Origin of the sequence: Rossellomorea aquimaris TF-12 (assembly GCF_001648555.1) — a bacterium.
GTDB lineage: Bacteria > Bacillota > Bacilli > Bacillales > Bacillaceae_B > Rossellomorea > Rossellomorea aquimaris.
In genome coordinates, this window is the sequence record NZ_LQXM01000025.1 from 99,771 (window position 1) to 119,092 (window position 19,322).

Here is a 19,322-nt window from a genome sequence, read left to right on the forward strand (position 1 = left end):
TCTAAGTCAATCTTTTTCTTTTTCTAGCTTTATGATTAATTCCTCAATCAACTCATTCAGTTCTCTGTAAGTATGTCTATAGATGTCGACGCTTCCTCCAAAGGGATCTGATACGTCCAAGTTGCCTGGATCAGTAAGTACGTATTCCTTTAAAGTGAAAATTTTATCCGCCACAGAAGGATACTGATCAACAATGGCACGTTTATGATTGGAGGTCATCGTAAAAATATAAGAAGCCCAGTCCAAATCTTCCTTCGTTAACAATTTAGATTGATGTCTATGTATTATATCGTTCTCTTTTAGAACTTCTTTAGCCTGAAATGAAGCATCTGTTCCATCCATGGCAAAAACACCCGCAGACTTCACTTCAAAATCCTCATTTCCTCTATGCTTTAAAACCGCTTCCGCCATAGGACTTCTGCACGTATTTCCCGTACAAACAAACAAGATATTCATAAGTCATCCTCCTTATCACCTATTATAAATTATTTTCCATCCCACCCATAGCTCATTCACAAAGAATACATAAAGAAAAAATACCACAACAAAAACGCCCCACCACCAATCGTGAGGGACGGACCTTCTCTTTATTCAATCAAAACGATTTACAATGGAAGCAGCAGCTTAATCCCAAATGCAAACAAAATACTCCCACCTAATGCCTCACTATATGCACCTAATACCCCTTGAAACTTTCGACCGATTAATAGACCCGTCCATGTTAGAATCGTTGCAGCCATCCCGAAGCAAACAATGGCCACAGCTGTTCTAGCACCGAAGATTCCTAATGTTAGTCCCACTGAAAAGCTATCCAGGCTTACGCTCAAGGCAAAAAGGAGAAGTCCGAATCCTACGGGAGAAATGAGGGTGTTTTCATCTTCTTTAAAGCTCGACATAAACATTTGTACTCCAAGGACAATGAGGAGAATTCCCCCTGCATATGCTGCAAAGGAACCGAATGTTTGTGATAAAAATTTCCCTGTGACCATTCCTAACAAAGGCATCCACACATGAAAAATCCCCACCGTTAAGCCTATGTATAAAATTTGCTTTAGCCTGAGCTGGAACATCCCCATACCGATTCCAATTGAAAAGGCATCCATTCCAAGAGCAAATGCCATTAACATCAGGGTTATCAATTCTCCAAGCATAGTCGTCAATTTTTCTTCCTCCTCTGGACGTGCCTTCAAGACAAACTTATGCATGTCCAGAGGAAAATAGAATCAGAAAACGAGCAAATAAAAAGCTCCTATGGAAACCATAGGAGCGAAAATTAAGGTTTAATTACACGGTAACCTGCTGCCTTTTGAAGGCGGTTCATAATTGCTAATCCAACGCCTTTTTCAGGGAACATTTCAGAGAAAATGATATCCACATCACTTCCGTTAAAAGCTCGTAACGTATCGTATAGGTGGTGTGCAACCGTATGAAGGTCCCTTCTCTCACCTACTGAAAGAATCGTATCCGCATTGAAGTATGCAAGATATTCTTTAGTCGTCAATACACCGACCTTCATCCCTTCTGCCCGTTTTTCATCTACTAATTGTTGAATATACTCTCTGCTGCCGTCCACTAAATAAACAGGTGCATCAGGAGCATAATGAGTATATTTCATACCAGGTGACTTCGGAGCTCCTTTTCCTTCTTTTAAAGATGGATCTACCGCAACCTTACCTACAACTTCCTCAATTTGTTCTTTGGTTACACCACCAGGACGCAGGATTACAGGAATTTCGCCAGTACAATCCAATACCGTCGATTCTACTCCAACTCCCGTCTCTCCACCATCGACTACTCCAGCAATTCTACCTTCCAGGTCATCGATTACGTGCTGAGCCGTTGTAGGACTTGGTTTACCCGATCGGTTTGCACTAGGGGCCGCTATTGGAAGTCCTGATGCTTCTATAATCGCCAGAGCCACTGGGTGATCAGGCATGCGAATGGCTACGGTATCTAAACCTGCCGTTACTTTGCTGGAAAAGACCCCTGCTTTATTTTTAAAAATAAGCGTTAATGGCCCTGGCCAATAGGCCTCTATTAATTTAGCCGCTGCCGATGGAATATCTGCTACGAGCTCTTCTAATTGAGTCTTATTTGATATGTGGACAATAAGTGGATTATCAGATGGTCTACCCTTAGCTTCAAAGATTTTTTCAACAGCTCTATCTGATTTTGCATTCGCACCTAAGCCATAAACCGTTTCGGTTGGGAATGCAATCACTTCATCTTGTTGAAGAATGGTCGCTGCATCCACAATTTGTGGATAACTTTCTTTACTATCCACATCATTTTCCACAATCCAACGTTTTATCATTTCTGTCATTCACCTTCTTCATTCAAACATCAAACTATTCACAAAGTGTGGATAAACACTGAATAATTAAGTGTTCCACAATTCTACTTCTTTGAAAGTATAAAAGAAACCTCTCGAATTCTCAAGTGCTATCCACAAAACGTGAATAATTTAAATACCGCTGTGGATAAACCTGTGGATGAATGTGAATAATTCTGAAAACAACAACATTTAGGGAATAAGAGAATATTGTCGAATTTCAAACAAAAAAACTGAATCAATTTTCAATATAAATGATTCAGTCTTACGTTTATTTATTTTCTATAGTAATCGATTTTTGTCGAACTTTCACTTTAGATATCAAGCTTCATGATGATACAGTTATCCACAGTGGATAACTTTTTGGCATGAACAAAGCTGTTTAATTCATCCACAGAAGCATTATGTTCCTGTTGAAAACCAAGAAGATCAAAGAATGTTAGTGACGCTTTACGATTTGAAATTAAATAAAGTCGACTAAGCTCCTTTTCTTTTGCCAGCTTTAAAATTTCTTGGAAGAGAGCAAATAATTCTTCACTATCAAATGAAGAGGTAACAACGAGTGAGCGGAGAAGACCCGTTTTGTCCTGAACTTCAATTCCTAGAGTCCCTATAACATTTTTATGAGAATCTTCCACTACTAAAAAGCAATCAATGCTATCTTTTATTCCTTCTGTACTTAATCCTGCCTTCAGTAAAAAAGCTACGATCTCATTAATGTCTTCATATGTTGCTTGGCGAATCACCTTTAACATGGTTTGTCCTCCCTTTTCTATCATCCTCTACTGATACTTTATGAATGAGAGCAGAGAATAGAACTAAAAATGCTAGAAAGAGAGAGTGACACACAAAAAAAGCCCCATCAAATTGATGAAGCCTAATTGAACCAGCCCTTCACTAAATCTACTATGAGAAAACGTACCTCCACTTCCTCCTCATCGCCTTCTTCTACAAACACGGTTGCCTTTTCCACCTTATTCGTTACAGTTGAAGAGGTTCCCATTAGATTGTTCAATTTGCTTACGTTCTGTTTCGTTTCTGCATCATCATCAACCTCTGTCACTTCATTCCCGCTTGCTTCAACCTTCGTTTCAAATCCAGGGCTTCTAACTGCATTGCCAGTAGAGAAATCAAGGAAACATAGAGGAGGGTATAATACACACCACCAGTTGGCTCCTTCTCCTTTTCCTAACGTGATCAATACGGCTTCATATTCTCCTGCAGGGTATAAATACTGCCCATATAATTTTGTGGGAAACTGAACGGTTCCAAACTCGATTTGAACCGATTGATTTAAGCCTTCTTCTTCAACCACTCTCTCGGCAATTTTTTGCAGCTTTGGTAATCCTACCTGTATGACATTCTTTGCTTCTTCATGGGAGGTTAAGTCTCCAACCCAAATGGCTATCTCTTTATTAACTTCATCACGGACAAGTCTTTTGACTGCTTGATCTTTCTCAATATCGCTATTAGCTAGAATTCGTAAACGAATGGCTTCCTCTGGAATTACCATTGTTTCTTGTGCCACCATTTCTTGCTTTGGTATATATAAACTTAAAATCGTTCCAAGTGAAAGAATCAAAATATACAATACAACCACGTTTTTTGTTTTCATTATCTCTCCACCTTCCCCTCAGTAAAATAGTCTAGTCAAAAGGGGGAAATCTTAAACTAGTAAAATAACATTTTTTTGGTGGTTAGAGATAAGTGAAAATGGATACGGTTATTCCGCTCTTAAGTTGATTGCAGAGAGAGTACGTATTGCTTTCACTCCAATCATCTGTTTACTAGAAAACAACAATCTTTGAGTCACAAAAAAACCCCTAATTAACATTAGGAGTTTCTCAGTTCTATCTTTTCACACAAAACACCATTCGATCTTTTCCATTGATATCATGAACAACTTCCACTTCAGCCTCTGGGAATGTATTTCTTAGCATCTCAGCAACGGTCTCTCCTTGACCTACACCTACTTCAAAGCCGATTAAGAAACGATCCTTCATTACTTGAGGAAGCTCAGTCATTAGTCTTTTATATAAGTCATAACCATCCTTACCGCCAAATAAGGCAAGCTCCGGCTCATGCTCAATTACGACATCTGATAATGTTTCACGATCTGTTAAGGGAATATAAGGTGGATTGGATAATAAAATATCCAGCTTCACACCTTCTTTTATCAAGGGCTGCAATAAATCCCCTTCATAAAAAGAAATCTCTGCATCTAAACGCTCACTATTTTCTTTCGCCACAGCTAAGGCTTTATCTGAAATATCTACTGCCATCATGTTTACTCCATATCTTTGAGCCGCCTCTAGCTTCAATGTAATAGCGATGGCACCACTACCCGTTCCAATATCCGCAGCCTTTAATGAAGAAGCTTCCTCTGAAAACATCTTCATTTTTTCCAACCCGTAATAGATAAGCTCTTCCGTTTCAGGTCGTGGAATCAACACATCCTCACTCACCACAAACCGTCGACCATAAAACTCCTCAAAACCAATAATATGCTGAATTGGCACACCATCCGCATGCTCCTGAATCCCAGCCTGAAATTCCTCCCACTTCTCTTGAGGGACGGACCTCCGCTGATCTGCCAATAGCTGCGAGCGCTCTTTCTTCAAGATATGCCGTAAGTATATTTCACCCACATTTTCATCACGGCCTCTTTCGCCTAAAAAAGAAGAAGCCCATTTTAGGGCTTCAAATATAGTTGGCATTAAGACTCTTCCAATCTTTCCAGAAGCTTGGATTGATCTTCGATTATAAGTGCATCAATGACTTCATCCATTTTACCTTCAAGAATTTGGTCAAGCTTTTGAATCGTTAAGCCTATGCGGTGATCCGTTACACGATTTTGTGGGAAATTGTACGTACGAATACGCTCAGAACGGTCACCTGTTCCAACAGCTGATTTACGATTCGCATCATATTCAGCTTGAACTTCTCTTTGGAACTTATCATATACTCGAGCACGCAATACTTTCATTGCCTTCTCTTTGTTTTTAATTTGTGATTTTTCGTCCTGACACGAAACCACTACACCTGTTGGCATGTGTGTTAAGCGAACGGCAGACATCGTGGTGTTAACACTTTGTCCTCCTGGTCCACTTGAAGCAAAGGTATCAACGCGAATATCTTTATCATGAATATCCACTTCAACCTCTTCTGCTTCTGGAAGACAGGCAACCGTTGCTGTTGACGTATGAATACGTCCACCAGATTCTGTTTCAGGAACACGTTGCACACGGTGTGCACCGTTTTCGTATTTCATTTTGGAAAACGCGCCATTTCCGTTAATCATAAAGATAATTTCTTTATAACCACCTACACCAGTAGTGTTTGCTTCCATGACTTCAATTTTCCAGCCTTGGGTTTCTGCGTAACGACTGTACATACGGTATAAATCTCCCGCAAACAGTGCCGCTTCATCTCCACCTGCTGCACCACGAACCTCCATGATTACGTTCTTATCATCATTAGGGTCCTTAGGGATTAATAATATTTTTAAACGATCTTCTAGCGCTTCGATTTGTTCTTCGAGCTCAGATACTTCTTCTTTCACCATTTCACGCATCTCAGCATCTAGCTTGTCATCTAGCATCGCTTTCGCATCTTTAAACTGCTGATTAATGTCTTTATATTCTCGATACGCTTCTACCGTAGCTTGAATATCTGATTGCTCTTTCGAATAATCTCTTAGCTTTTTTGGGTCATTCACAATTTCTGGATCACTTAACAGTTCGTTTAACTTGTCATAGCGATCTTCCACTGCTTGTAAACGATCGTACACAGCTATTCACCTCAATTTTAATCCATAACAGTCTAATTATATTATATGAAGTATGTAAACACAAGAACCATAAGGAAGCTGAGGTGGTAAATTGGGTTTATATGTAAAACGGATTGGTTTGTAGCTGGATTGGATTGATTATCGTCGTTTTCGGCTAGATTTTGGTGGAAATCGGATCGTATTTCTCGTAAATCGGACCTATTTTAACTATTTTCGGATCGATTCCCCACGCAAACAACATTAGGCAGGCAGAAACCTGCCTACCCGTTCTCTATCGCTCTGTAATTTTTACATTTACATTGTATCGAGGAATGGCTTTTTCTAATCTTTTCTTTAATTTTGCTTCTTCTTTATCAATTTGAGCCGTATTCATTTCTTTTCGAGTATGTGCTGTCACCCACATCTGTTCTCCATTTATCCATACTTCGTCTGCATCGTATTCTGTATATTTATTTACTACTTCCCTAGCTTTATCTTCGTATACACCCATTGTGGTTGAAGTGTTTTCCATTGAATTCGTTAAATTAGGGAAATTTGGGTTTTGATTTGTTATTTCTCTCACATTTCTATCTTGTCGGTTGTCTAATTTGTCTGTTCGATTATCAATAAATCGGGTTCCATTTCGATCTTCATGATAGCCGTATTCTGACTCCTGATTCACTCCGCAGGCTGTCACCAAAATAAACACAAGCGTAAAAAACAGAGCAAGTAGCATTCTTTTCATTCAAAACACCTCCTGTATTTAGGATTTCCATCTCGGAGGTGCTTATGTTGGTGTTTTTTGCCTATAAAAAAAGCAAAGCCTCCTATACAGGGACTTTGCTTATAATAAAATTATAATTCCTTTACCATATCAGGTGTTACGCTAATTCCTTTTGGAACTTCATGATGATGACGGCATCTTGGTTCATATGCTTCAGATGCTCCAACCAGGATGATGGGATCATCATATCCAGCTGGTTCACCGTTGATTAATCGTTGTGTTCGACTGGCTGGAGAGCCGCAAACTGCACAAACTGCTTGTAGCTTCGTTACTTGTTCTGCAACGGACATAAGGTCTGGCATTGGTCCAAATGGTTCCCCACGAAAATCCTGGTCTAGTCCGGCTAAAATGACGCGGTATCCACTGTTGGCTAATTTTTGAACGACGTCCACGATGCCTTCATCAAAAAATTGAACCTCATCAATAGCGACTACGTCTACCTTTGGATCTAGATGTTCAAGGATGATTGTTGAACTTTCTACGGCATGGGCAATGACAGAGGTACCGTTGTGAGATACAACTGATTCATCACTATAGCGATTATCTAGTTTCGGTTTATACACAGCAATTGCCTGTTTAGCGAATTGGGTGCGTCTTACTCTGCGAATAAGCTCTTCTGATTTTCCAGAGAACATACTGCCGCAAATGACTTCTACCCAACCCGTCTGTTTCATGACATACACGAAAGCGCCTCTCCTTCCTAACGCAATATTTTATAGAAAAATTGACGAAAAACGAACGACAAATACAATATCTTTATCATAAAGCATTCCTTTATGTACGAGAAAAATGCTTGAATTCCTGTTATTTGACAGAAAAAAAGAGGCACAGCTCTTAAATAACTGCCTCTATGTCTAAAAATAAAGCTTTAAACGTAATAAAAAACAGGCAAGCATGAAGATCCTTGCCTGTTTTGATGAAGTGAAGAACAAAATCCTATGCAGCATTTTGTTCTTCTATTTCTTCATTATTGTTGTTTTTCTTTAAGACCGTATTTTTTGTTGAAACGGTCAACACGTCCACCAGCATCGGCGAATTTTTGACGGCCTGTGTAGAATGGATGGCATTCAGAACATACCTCAACGCGCATTTCTTCCGCTACAGAACCAGTTTCAAATTCATTACCACATGCACAACTAACAGTGATAGTGTTGTAATTAGGATGAATTCCTGATTTCATTTCTTTTCATCTCCTTCCGCCCTGAATCATCTGAAACAGAGTAATTTATTACGAGATATATGCGATATGAGCATAAGCATGAGAGTTATAGCCAGCCCCTTACCGCATCCAATTTTAAAAACACATTGATAATAGTATAACAAGGACAAGTGATTTTTGCAACCTACTAAATGGAAAATTAGCGATCACTTTTTCACTTGAAATGGAATCCGATTTACAGCTTAACGCTTCTTGGATTCTTCTGTCAACACATTGAAAAATTCTTCATTTGTTTTCGATTGCTTTAGCTTACGCATAAGCTTTTCAGCAAAATCCGGCTGATCCGACATGGCTTTTCGAATAGCCCAAAGCTTCTCAAGGTGATCTGGCTGAATAAGAAGTTCTTCTTTACGTGTACCAGAACGACGGATATCAATCGCTGGGAAGATACGGCGTTCAGCTAGTGAACGATCAAGATGAAGCTCCATATTTCCTGTTCCTTTGAACTCTTCATAAATGACATCATCCATACGAGAACCGGTGTCAACAAGAGCAGTAGCAAGTACTGTCAAGCTTCCACCTTCTTCAATATTACGAGCAGCACCGAAGAATCGCTTCGGACGGTGGAATGCAGCCGGGTCAATACCACCAGAAAGAGTTCGTCCACTTGGTGGGATTACCAGGTTATAAGCACGTGCTAAACGAGTAATACTATCCATAAGAATGACAACGTCACGCTTGTGTTCCACTAAACGCATGGCACGCTCAAGAACCAATTCGGCTACCTTGATATGATTTTCTGGCACTTCATCAAAAGTAGAGCTTACGACTTCCGCTTCAACCGAACGTTCGATGTCCGTTACTTCCTCTGGACGTTCATCAATAAGAAGAATGATTAGTTCTGCTTCTGGATGATTCATTGTGATAGAGTTAGCAATTTCTTTAATCAGCATCGTTTTACCCGCTTTAGGCGGAGCTACTACTAATCCACGTTGACCAAAACCTACTGGAGCAATTAAATCCATCACTCGTGTAGAGATTTTATTTGGTGTCGTCTCTAATTTCATTTGGCGATCAGGATATAAAGGCGTTAAACCAGGGAAATGAACACGTTCTTTCGCTGCTTCTGGCTCTTCTCCATTTACCATTCCTACATGAAGTAATCCAAAGTAACGCTCGTTTTCTTTTGGAGGACGTACTTTTCCAGACACTTTATCTCCATTACGCAGATCAAAGCGACGAATTTGAGAAGCCGAAATGTAAATATCCTCAGAACTTGGAGAATAATTGATTGGTCTTAAAAATCCAAATCCTTCTGATTGGATAATTTCAAGTACACCTTCCATAAAGAAGAAGCCCTCTTGTTCTGCACGAACTTTAAGAATGGCAAAAATCAATTCTTTTTTTGTTAATTTACTATAATAAGAAACTTTGTATTGTTTGGCTAGCTCGTAAAGCTCTTTTAGCTTCATATTTTCTAAGCTAGAAATTGTTAACTCTTCCATTATGACACCACGCTTTATTAATTTGTTCTACCATAGATATCGATTTGATGGGTAGTTTTTAAAATGAAGAAGTAATCGTTGAAGCATATTAAAGGCTTTTTTCTATTAAGAACCTTTGTAAGAGAATAAATGCTGAAGATAAAAAACCTAATCTATTGTAACCTTATTCTAGTGTAAAGTGCAAGGAGCCTTTTAAGGGCCTATCATATAATAAGAAAGATAGGTCATATTAGCCAATCTCCTATGAAGGTAGACCTCATATGTTTTCCCTATTTCTTTAAAAGTAATCTCTAGTGAATAAATAAAAGGAAGGTAATTTAATGAAAATTAGGTAGCTTCATACTAGAAGAAAAAAATGAATGATAAGATTCCTGAAAGGGCAGAGGTTTGAATCTACCCTTTCATGGATTCTTAGTAGAAGAGTTTATTTCATGACCAGGTTAGGCTTTTTCTGAAGGCTGTGACGTCCATCAATGAAGCGGACTGTTCCAGACTTTGCACGCATAACGACAGAGTGAGTTAAGCCGTATGCCCCTTTAAGCTGAACACCTTTTAGCAATTCACCGTCAGTTACTCCTGTTGCAGCAAAAATGGCATCGTCTCCACAGACAAGGTCTTCCATTCTTAAAACTTTTTCTACATCAAGTCCCATGCTAATGCAGCGTTTAAGCTCAGCATCGTTTTGAGGAAGAAGCTTTCCTTGTATCTCTCCGCCTAAGCATTTTAATGCAACGGCTGCAAGCACTCCTTCAGGAGCACCGCCTGAACCAAATAAAATATCTACACCCGTATGATCAAACGCTGTATTCATAGCACCTGCAACATCTCCATCATTGATCAGCTTAATTCGAGCTCCTGCTTCTCTAAGCTGTTGAATAATGTGTTCGTGACGCGGGCGATTTAAAACAGTGGCAACGACATCTTCAATGTCCTTGTTTTTCGCTTTCGCTACGGCCTTTAAATTATCGATAACAGAAGCATTAATATCGATTTTCCCGACTGCTTCTGGTCCTACTGCTATTTTATCCATATACATATCTGGTGCGTTTAGTAGGTTTCCGTGGTCCGCCACTGCTAATACAGCCAGTGCATTCCATCCTCCAGAAGCAACAATGTTTGTTCCTTCTAACGGATCTACAGCTACGTCTACACGTGGACCATAGCCTGTCCCTAGTTTCTCACCTATATATAGCATTGGTGCTTCGTCCATTTCTCCTTCGCCGATTACAACAGTTCCCTTCATAGGGACGGTATCGAAAACGTCACGCATTGCAGAAGTAGCAGCATCATCTGCTTCATCCTTCTTACCGCGACCCATCCACCTAGCCGATGCAAGTGCAGCTCCTTCAGTTACTCGAACTAGCTCCATTGATAAACTTCTTTCCATGTATATAGCCTCCCGTATTCCCTTTTGTTTTACAATAAACGAAATTGTATAACATATTAACAGATTTATTGTAACACATTAGAGGGATTAGGGAGACTTTTTTTAAAAAAAGGTACACAATAGCTCTTAAGGTAGAGAAATTTACACGTTCTTTCCAACTATGACTTTAATTGCTCTAATTCTTCTGCTGTCATTTTTTCACGCCAAATGGTTGCTCCAAGTCCTTCGAGCTTTTTCACAAGATCGCTGTAACCACGATCAATATGTTCAAGACCTGTTACTTCAGTGACTCCTTCGGCCATAAGACCAGCAATCACAAGGGCTGCTCCTGCTCTTAAGTCACTTGCTTTCACCTTTGCCCCTTGTAGTTGAACTGGGCCATTTACGATGGCGGAGCGCCCTTCCACTTTTATCGTGGCGTTCATTCTTCTTAATTCGTCGATATGCTTGAATCGAGCCGAATAAATTGTATCCGTCACAACAGCTGATCCCTCTGCTCTATTTAATAAGGCAGTAAAAGGTTGCTGTAAGTCTGTTGGAAAGCCTGGATATACCAATGTTTTAATGTCCACGGCCTTTAGCTTGTCTGCTCCACCAATAAAAATTTGATCATCGTTGGTTTCAACAGGAACGCCCATTTCCCGGAGTTTCGCAATGACCGATTCCATATGTAAAGGGATGACATTGTCTACTAAAACCCCTTTTCCAACCGCAGCTGCAAGAATCATGAAAGTACCAGCTTCGATACGGTCTGGAATAATGGTGTGACGACACCCATGAAGCTCATCTACTCCATCAATTCTGATAACATCGGTTCCTGCCCCTTTAATCCTGGCTCCCATATTACTTAATAACGTAGCAACATCGATAATTTCCGGTTCTTTTGCTGCGTTTTCAATAATGGTTCTGCCTTTGGCACGAACAGCTGCAAGCATAATATTAATAGTTGCCCCTACACTTACAACATCGAGATAGATTCGAGCACCTTTTAATTCGTCAGCCCGAAGATAGATAGCCCCTTGCTCATTGGTTACTTCAGCTCCCAGGGCTTCAAACCCTTTAATATGCTGATCGATGGGACGAGGTCCAAGATGACATCCACCTGGTAAACCAATTGCCGCTTTTTTAAAACGACCCAACATTGCTCCCATTAAGTAATAAGAAGCTCGTAGTTTCTTTACTTTCCCACTAGGTAACGGCATGGATACCATTTGACTTGGGTCAACAGTCATATCTCCATCTTCTAACTGAACTGTTCCACCGATTTCTTCTAACAAGTCTTGTAGGGTTCTTACATCAGAAATATCAGGTAACCCTTCAATCGTTACTGGAGAATCCGCAAGAATAGTTGCTGGTATTAAGGCTACTGCGCTATTTTTCGCTCCACTTACTTTGATTGTTCCTTCAAGTGGGTAGCCTCCTGCAATTTTAAGCTTTTCCATTTTAAACTCCCTTCCCTGTTCATTGATGAGGACGTTTGTCTACTAGTTGATAGACAATGAAATTCTCAACCAAAGACAAAAAGGATTATTTTTCCAATAGTAGACGGTCTAAGAAGTATTGTCTACTAGTTTATACATAATTCTTTAAAACATGTATAGGATAAACGAATTTTTTTCGGTTAGCCCATTTGACCTACTCTTATCGATTGTTCCAGTCGTTAAGGAATGCTTCAATTCCTTTATCAGTTAAAGGATGATTAAATAATTGCTTTAACACCTTAAGAGGAACCGTTGCAATATGAGCACCTCTCATAGCAGCTTCAGTAATGTGCTGCGGGTGACGAGTGGAAGCAGCGATGATTTCTGTTTCTAAACCATGAATCGCAAAGATTTCAGCAATTTTAGAAACAAGCTCTAGACCATCATGGCCGATATCATCTAATCTTCCTAAGAAAGGAGATACATACGTCGCTCCAGCACGAGCAGCTAAAAGCGCTTGGTTCGCACTAAATACTAACGTAACATTCGTTTTAATTCCTTCTTTAGCAAACGTAGATGCAGCCGTTAATCCATCTGGCGTCATTGGAAGCTTTACAGTAATGTTTGGCGCTATTTTCGCAAGCTCTCTACCTTCTTTAATCATTCCTTCTGCATCCGTTGCAATGACTTCTGCACTAACGGATCCAGGGACGAGCTCCGTAATTTCTTTCAGGCGTTCTTCGAATGTCACATTTTTTTCCTTTGCTACTAGAGAAGGATTGGTTGTTACTCCTGAGATGACGCCCCAGTTGTATGCTTCTCTGATTTCATCCATATTTGCTGTATCAATAAAGAATTTCATTTTATAAATCCCATCCTTCGACAAAATTTTCAATAAACTTTAAGTAACGGAAAGGACTGACCCAAAAGGTTCAATCCCTCTCCTGGTGCCAGTCCTATCCAACCGTTTCATTCTATTTCTACCCCATAAGGAAAGCCTTTAATCGAAATTAGAACACTTTCCAAATATCGCCTTTATCTTTACGCTTTGTTAGAAGAACCAAATTCGCGCATTTTACCAATTACTGTTGCCTTGATTGCTTCACGAGCTGGTCCCATGTATTTACGTGGATCATAAACTTCTGTGTCAGCCGCTAATACTTCGCGTACTGCTTTAGCAGAAGTGATTTGATTTTCAGTGTTTACATTGATTTTTGCCGTTCCGTAAGAAATCGCTTTTTGGATATCCTTAGTAGGGATTCCAGTTCCACCGTGAAGTACTAATGGTACTCCTGCAGCAGCCCCGATTTCTTCCATTTCTTTAAATCCTAGGTTTGGTTCACCTTTATATGGTCCGTGTACTGAACCTAGAGCAGGTGCAAGCGTATCAATACCTGTACGTTCTACAAGTTCTTGACACTCTTTAGGATCTGCATAAATGACACCGTCAGCAATGACATCGTCTTCTTGTCCGCCAACTGTTCCTAGTTCTGCTTCAACAGAAACACCTTTAGAGTGAGCATATTCTACCACTTTAGAAGTGATTTCAATGTTCTCTTCGAAAGGACCGTGAGAAGCGTCGATCATAACAGAAGTGAACCCTGCATCGATTGCTTCTTTACATTTATCAAAGCTTGAACCATGGTCTAAGTGGATCGCAACAGGTACTGTAATGTTTAAGTCTTCCATAAGACCTTCAACCATTTTCACAACTGTTTTGAAGCCACTCATGTAACGAGCTGCCCCTTCAGAAACACCAAGAATAACAGGTGATTTCTCTTCTTCAGCAGCTTGTAGGATCGCTTGAGTGAACTCAAGGTTATTCAGGTTAAATTGACCTACAGCATAGCTGTTCTCTTTTGCTTGAATAAGCATTTCTTTCATAGAAACTAAAGGCATATTTATTTCCTCCCTTTATTGTAGTCAGTGTACCATTTGGGTATAAATGGCGGTGTTTTTTACAGCACCTTATGACATTGTTTACAATTTCACTTGTATCATACCAAAAGAGAATTGATTTTACCAACCGCAGAGTCGAAATGTTAAAAATACTACTATTTTTACTATTCGCACATTAACGCTTGGCAGGAATATATTGTTTCACAGCTTGGCGAATATCATCAATATCAAACGGCTTGGCAAAGTGCGTAAGGGCTCCAAGATCCTTTGCTTCCTGAATCATATCCAATTCTCCATAAGCTGTCATGATTATGACGCGTATGTCTGCATCCTTCTGTTTCATTCTTTTTAAAATTTCAATTCCATCCATACCTGGAATCTTCATATCAAGTAATACTAAATCTGGGGAATGGTTATCTACTATTTCTAGTGCCTGAATTCCATTAGCTGCTTGAAAGGTTTGGTAGCCTTCCTTTTGCAATACTTCATTTAATAGGATTCTTATACCAAACTGATCATCCACAATAAGAATTTTCTCATTCATTCGACTTATCCCCTTTTTATTGAAATTTAGTTTATGTAAATAAGTAATAAAAACGATTTATTATATCTCTATTACTTCTCTCTTTCTAGCAAAATATCCTTCTTTTTCTCAATATTTTACTTGTGACCATCTTCCCCTATATAATAAGCCTTACATTCATAAATGTCGAAGAGGAAGTTATAGGTTTCAGTAAAGGAGTAGAGAGTATGATAAAAATGTTTACCACCCAATTAACAGGACTATTTAAAAGGATATATGATAAACAAGAATTTCAAATTGAGGATGCCTCCCGTTTACTGGCTCAAGCTGCCATCGGGCAAGGAAATATTTATTTACAATCCTATGGTGAAATGGAGGCTGTAACAGCGGAAGCCCTTTATGGTGCCGAACCTTTACCTTCTGCAAAGAGATATGACTCCTCTGTCAAACTGACTGAAGCAGACCGTGTATTCGTTGTTAGTCGACTTTCAACAGATGAGGAAGCTCTTTTATTCGGGAAAAAATTAAAGGCAGAAGGTGTCCCTTTTGTGGCTATTTCCGGCTTAGTAGAAGCGGAAGATAGCCTGGAAAAAATAGCGGATCTTCATTTAGATACAAAAGTGGTAAAAGGATTACTTCCTGGAGATGAAATAGGAGAAAGAGTATGCTTTCCCTCAAGTATGGCAGCCCTTTATCTTTATTTCGCCATTGGGTTTGTCATTCGGGAAATGTTAGAAGAGTATGAAGAGTAGATAGATATTCGGGATCCATTCCTTGGTTAGGGATGGGTTTTTTGTTTTGGGTTTTTTAGGGGGGGTGCTGGATGGTGAGACGAATAGTTTCACTTCCTGGGTCTCCTCTTCTCCGTACTTCCGCAGGAGTTTGCGGAGTCACCCCTCACCATCTATAAGAAATTTCATGATCGAGATTAGTAATGACAAAAACAATTTCGAAAGCTGTAATTGACAAATACTCTCTTTTTTAAAATTTCTTCTAAAAGAATTCATGCTTAGAAAGTTGATTGGAGCGGAAGGTGCTCGACTCCTGCGGGAATAGCGGGAAGGTGAGACCCCACAGGCGCAGCCGAGGAGGCTCACCGCCCGCCCCGTGGAAAGCGAGCATCCTAGAGCGGAAATCAACTACTATTTTCTTCTCGATAAAAGCAACGTTTTCTCCAATAATTAGCTACAAAGCTCTTCCAACATACAAAAAACCGCCCTCCTAAACAGAGAGCGGTTTTAAATCAACTATTATTTTTCACCAAACGCTAATGACGCTTCTACAAAGTCTCTAAATAGAGGCTGTGGACGTGTTGGACGAGAAGTGAATTCTGGATGGAATTGAGATGCGACGAACCAAGGGTGATCGCTTAACTCGATAATTTCAACAAGTCGGCCATCTGGGCTTGTACCTGAAAAGATGAATCCGGCTTTTTCCATTTGATCACGATAATGATTATTAAATTCAAAACGATGACGGTGACGCTCGTAGACTACTTCTCCATCATAAGCTTGATAAGCTTTTGATCCTTTTTCCAGCTTACATGGATATAATCCAAGACGAAGGGTTCCACCTAAGTCCTCAATGTCTTTTTGTTCTGGTAACAGGTCAATAATCGGGTATGGTGTATCTGGATTCAACTCCGCTGAGTGAGCACCTTCTAAACCTAGGACATTTCGTGCGTATTCCACAGATGCCAGCTGCATACCAAGACAGATACCAAGGAATGGCACCTTGTTTTCACGGGCAAACTGGGTAGCGACGATTTTCCCTTCTACTCCACGGTCACCGAAGCCACCTGGTACTAGAATTCCATCTACATCTGCTAACTTTTCAGCGACATTTTCCTGATTGATCAGTTCAGAGTTTAACCATCTAACATCAATGTCACTATCAAATTGATAGCCCGCATGACGTAAAGCTTCTACAACTGAGATATACGCATCTTGTAATTCAACATATTTCCCAACAAGGGCGATGGTTGTTTTACGAGATAGATTTCGAACTCGATCAACCAAGGCGTTCCACTCCGTCATATCCGGCTCATGGCAATCTAAATGTAAATGCTTGCATGCAATTTCATCAAGCTTTTGATCTTGTAAAGCAAGAGGGACAGAATAAAGTGTATCTGCATCCATTGCTTCTATTACAGCATTTTTATCAATATCACAGAACAGAGCAATTTTATCTTTCATATCCTGTGTCATAGGCATTTCTGTACGAACCACAATGACATTTGGCTGAATTCCAAGACTACGAAGCTCTTTTACACTATGTTGTGTCGGCTTTGTTTTCATTTCACCCGCTGCTTTAATATAAGGAACCAATGTACAGTGGATGTACATTACATTTTCACGACCGACGTCGCTCTTAATTTGGCGAATCGCTTCTAAGAATGGCAGAGATTCGATGTCCCCTACTGTTCCGCCAATTTCTGTGATAACAACATCTGAATTTGTTTCACGTCCGGCACGATAAACGCGCTCTTTGATTTCGTTTGTGATATGTGGAATAACTTGTACCGTTCCACCTAAATAATCACCACGACGCTCTTTTTTCAAAACAGTTGAGTAGATTTTACCTGTCGTTACTGAGCTGTATTTTGTTAAGTTAATATCAACAAAACGCTCGTAGTGACCTAAGTCTAAATCTGTCTCCGCACCATCATCGGTTACGAATACTTCACCATGTTGATATGGACTCATTGTTCCTGGGTCCACGTTAATATAAGGATCAAATTTCTGAATCGTGACGCTGACTCCACGATTTTTCAGTAGCCTTCCAAGGGACGCTGCTGTAATCCCTTTCCCTAGTGACGACACTACGCCGCCTGTTACAAAAATATACTTAGTCATGTATATGTCCCCCTTCAAAGTAAGTTTAGTTCAAAAAAAGTAGAGGGTGTCTCCTATGTATTTATGTCATGAATTTATCTTGTTCAAAGAAGGAGTACTCCATTCTCTAAAATAAATTTACTAACAAAAAAATAGCTAAAAGACAGCCTCTTATTTTCAATATACATAGTGTTGTAAAGGGGTCTAGCAAAGTTAAAAGCGTGTTGATCAGAGGAGCGATACATAGGATAAGAATGTTGAAAAAACACCCTTGCTCACTCAATCAATACCCACTTTCTTCTTACCAAAATAAAAAACGCCCCACTTACAATATAGTAAGGGGAGCGTTGTAATCTCTTATTCGTCCTTTTTTAAGGAGCCCAAATAAAATACTACCTTCCTACAAGAAAGAAGTCAAGCATAGAATAAAGAGAAGATATACTAATTGAGTAGGAGAATGAATTACAGCTTTTCATCTTCCTCGTCTTCGTCATCATCTTCCTCTTCAGCTTCATCATCTTCAATCTCTAATCCGTCGATTTCTAATACCTCTTCATCATCGTCATCATCTAAGTCATCCAGATCATCTGATGTATCATCAGCAACGTCGTCATCGTCATCATCATCGTCGTCATCTAAAAGATCATCATCTTCTGTATCATCAAGATCATCATAATCAAGATCTTCATCGTCTAAATCATCATAATCTTCTAAATCGATTTCTTCATCTTTTTTCTTTGCTTTTTTCTTTTTCTTAGATGAAGATTTCATCGTTGGAACCGTTTCTTCTTCTATTTGATCAACAGGATACCATTCTCTTAAACCCCAACGGTTATCACCAAGGGCAAGGAAACGGCCGTCAATGTTTAAGTCTGTATAAAATTGAACTAGACGCTTGCGGACTTCTGATTCAGAAATCCCAAGTAAACTTTTAATTTCCTTTAAAACCTCTTCAAATGACATTGCTTTCTTTTTCTCAACTAAAAGTTCATGTGCAATTTCAATGAATGACGTTTGACGCAATTCTTCTTTAGATAACTGTTTTAGACTCAATTTACGCACTTCCTTTCTCTATTTAACACTCTACTATGTAGAGTAAAAAGGGCAAAAATTCTCCATTATTAATACTAGAGCATATCATCCATTATAAACAATAAAAATGACTTTATGCTAGATTTATCTGGTTTTTCTCCAGTTTTTTTCTATTAACTGTTCAGGATGGCTTCCCCTTGCCCCATTTCTCTTCTTTTTCACCGTTTCGAATGATTCGAAACGCTTCATAAAAGAGATAAAAGGATACTAAAAAAAACGGGATTGCCCCTAAATGAAATCGATATAAGAGAATGGCCAAGTACATGATCATAATAAAAAAAGAATAGCGTAAAATGGTCTTCACAGTTTCACATCCAGTATGTGTTATTCTTACTTATCTGACAATTTCCATTATAAAGCAAATATATCCATTGTACTATTAAGAAGATGTTAAAAATTGTGTGATTTCGTATAAAGGATAGACGTTGTTGTGGATTTTTAAACTAAATAGGGGATTTTTTTATTTTGTGTAGCTCTGTCATCCGATACGTTCTAGATGATGAGGGATAGGAAATAAAGAGTAAACCAACAGCATTTCGGAGATTAGCTACTCCTTTTTTAGAAAGTGTGCTTGATAATAAACGTATTCTATTGAAAATAAAGATTAGAACTTATTA

General features: G+C 39.3%; 20 protein-coding genes. 1 reads left to right on the forward strand and 19 read right to left on the reverse strand.

Annotated features, from left to right (window positions below):
* Positions 1-6 precede the first annotated feature (6 nt).
* The 16 genes from IQI_RS07045 to IQI_RS07120 form a co-directional block, all read right to left on the reverse strand.
* Positions 7-456: a low molecular weight protein arginine phosphatase gene (locus tag IQI_RS07045; RefSeq protein WP_064091941.1), complete on the reverse strand. Its 450-nt coding sequence runs from the start codon at positions 454-456 to the stop codon at positions 7-9.
* A gap of 149 nt (positions 457-605) precedes the next feature.
* On the reverse strand, positions 606-1,151 hold the full coding sequence (locus IQI_RS07050) for a manganese efflux pump MntP (RefSeq protein ID WP_408007166.1): 546 nt from the start codon (positions 1,149-1,151) through the stop codon (positions 606-608).
* A 122-nt stretch (positions 1,152-1,273) separates the two neighbouring features.
* Positions 1,274-2,314: an L-threonylcarbamoyladenylate synthase gene (locus IQI_RS07055; RefSeq protein WP_064091943.1), complete on the reverse strand. Its 1,041-nt coding sequence runs from the start codon at positions 2,312-2,314 to the stop codon at positions 1,274-1,276.
* A 332-nt stretch (positions 2,315-2,646) separates the two neighbouring features.
* Complete coding sequence (locus IQI_RS07060; RefSeq protein ID WP_064091944.1) at positions 2,647-3,087, reverse strand: GNAT family N-acetyltransferase; 441 nt, start codon at positions 3,085-3,087, stop codon at positions 2,647-2,649.
* 122 nt (positions 3,088-3,209) lie between these two features.
* Positions 3,210-3,947, reverse strand: coding sequence for a stage II sporulation protein R (spoIIR, locus tag IQI_RS07065; protein WP_064091945.1), 738 nt, complete (start codon positions 3,945-3,947; stop codon positions 3,210-3,212).
* Between the two features lie 235 nt (positions 3,948-4,182).
* Positions 4,183-5,049, reverse strand: coding sequence for a peptide chain release factor N(5)-glutamine methyltransferase (gene prmC, locus IQI_RS07070; RefSeq protein WP_064091946.1), 867 nt, complete (start codon positions 5,047-5,049; stop codon positions 4,183-4,185).
* Positions 5,049-6,122, reverse strand: coding sequence for a peptide chain release factor 1 (gene prfA, locus IQI_RS07075; RefSeq protein ID WP_064091947.1), 1,074 nt, complete (start codon positions 6,120-6,122; stop codon positions 5,049-5,051). The genes prmC and prfA overlap by 1 nt, the downstream gene beginning before the upstream one ends.
* A gap of 271 nt (positions 6,123-6,393) precedes the next feature.
* Positions 6,394-6,846 (reverse strand): hypothetical protein, encoded by a 453-nt coding sequence (locus IQI_RS07080; RefSeq protein WP_064091948.1) that lies wholly within the window; start codon positions 6,844-6,846, stop codon positions 6,394-6,396.
* 110 nt (positions 6,847-6,956) lie between these two features.
* Entirely contained in the window at positions 6,957-7,568 is a 612-nt protein-coding gene (locus IQI_RS07085) for a thymidine kinase (RefSeq protein ID WP_064091949.1), read from the reverse strand.
* Positions 7,569-7,852: 284 nt separating this feature from the next.
* The gene (gene rpmE / locus IQI_RS07090) at positions 7,853-8,065 is read right to left on the reverse strand and encodes a 50S ribosomal protein L31 (protein ID WP_064091950.1); all 213 of its coding nucleotides are present in this window, start codon (positions 8,063-8,065) and stop codon (positions 7,853-7,855) included.
* A gap of 221 nt (positions 8,066-8,286) precedes the next feature.
* Positions 8,287-9,549: a transcription termination factor Rho gene (rho, locus tag IQI_RS07095; protein WP_064091951.1), complete on the reverse strand. Its 1,263-nt coding sequence runs from the start codon at positions 9,547-9,549 to the stop codon at positions 8,287-8,289.
* A 424-nt stretch (positions 9,550-9,973) separates the two neighbouring features.
* Positions 9,974-10,936 carry a class II fructose-bisphosphatase gene (glpX, locus tag IQI_RS07100; RefSeq protein ID WP_064091952.1) on the reverse strand — a complete coding sequence of 321 codons (963 nt, stop codon included), beginning with the start codon at positions 10,934-10,936 and terminating at the stop codon, positions 9,974-9,976.
* Positions 10,937-11,094: 158 nt separating this feature from the next.
* Positions 11,095-12,378 carry a UDP-N-acetylglucosamine 1-carboxyvinyltransferase gene (locus IQI_RS07105; protein ID WP_064091953.1) on the reverse strand — a complete coding sequence of 428 codons (1,284 nt, stop codon included), beginning with the start codon at positions 12,376-12,378 and terminating at the stop codon, positions 11,095-11,097.
* A gap of 199 nt (positions 12,379-12,577) precedes the next feature.
* Positions 12,578-13,219 carry a fructose-6-phosphate aldolase gene (gene fsa / locus IQI_RS07110; RefSeq protein WP_064091954.1) on the reverse strand — a complete coding sequence of 214 codons (642 nt, stop codon included), beginning with the start codon at positions 13,217-13,219 and terminating at the stop codon, positions 12,578-12,580.
* Between the two features lie 179 nt (positions 13,220-13,398).
* A complete protein-coding gene (gene fdaB, locus IQI_RS07115) occupies positions 13,399-14,256 on the reverse strand; it encodes a class IIb fructose-bisphosphate aldolase FdaB (protein WP_064091955.1) in 858 nt (285 codons plus the stop codon).
* 175 nt (positions 14,257-14,431) lie between these two features.
* On the reverse strand, positions 14,432-14,800 hold the full coding sequence (locus tag IQI_RS07120) for a response regulator (RefSeq protein ID WP_064091956.1): 369 nt from the start codon (positions 14,798-14,800) through the stop codon (positions 14,432-14,434).
* Between the two features lie 206 nt (positions 14,801-15,006).
* On the opposite strand from IQI_RS07120, the gene IQI_RS07125 reads away from it, so the two are divergent.
* Positions 15,007-15,531, forward strand: a complete 525-nt coding sequence (locus IQI_RS07125) for a DUF2529 domain-containing protein (protein WP_064091957.1) — start codon at positions 15,007-15,009, stop codon at positions 15,529-15,531.
* 498 nt (positions 15,532-16,029) lie between these two features.
* Here the strand turns inward: IQI_RS07125 and IQI_RS07130 are convergent, their stop codons facing one another.
* From IQI_RS07130 to IQI_RS07140, 3 genes are all read right to left on the reverse strand, one after another.
* A complete protein-coding gene (locus tag IQI_RS07130) occupies positions 16,030-17,634 on the reverse strand; it encodes a CTP synthase (protein WP_064091958.1) in 1,605 nt (534 codons plus the stop codon).
* A gap of 441 nt (positions 17,635-18,075) precedes the next feature.
* Positions 18,076-18,666, reverse strand: a complete 591-nt coding sequence (rpoE, locus tag IQI_RS07135; RefSeq protein WP_064091959.1) for a DNA-directed RNA polymerase subunit delta — start codon at positions 18,664-18,666, stop codon at positions 18,076-18,078.
* Between the two features lie 160 nt (positions 18,667-18,826).
* Positions 18,827-19,009, reverse strand: coding sequence for a hypothetical protein (locus tag IQI_RS07140; protein ID WP_064091960.1), 183 nt, complete (start codon positions 19,007-19,009; stop codon positions 18,827-18,829).
* Positions 19,010-19,322: the final 313 nt, after the last annotated feature.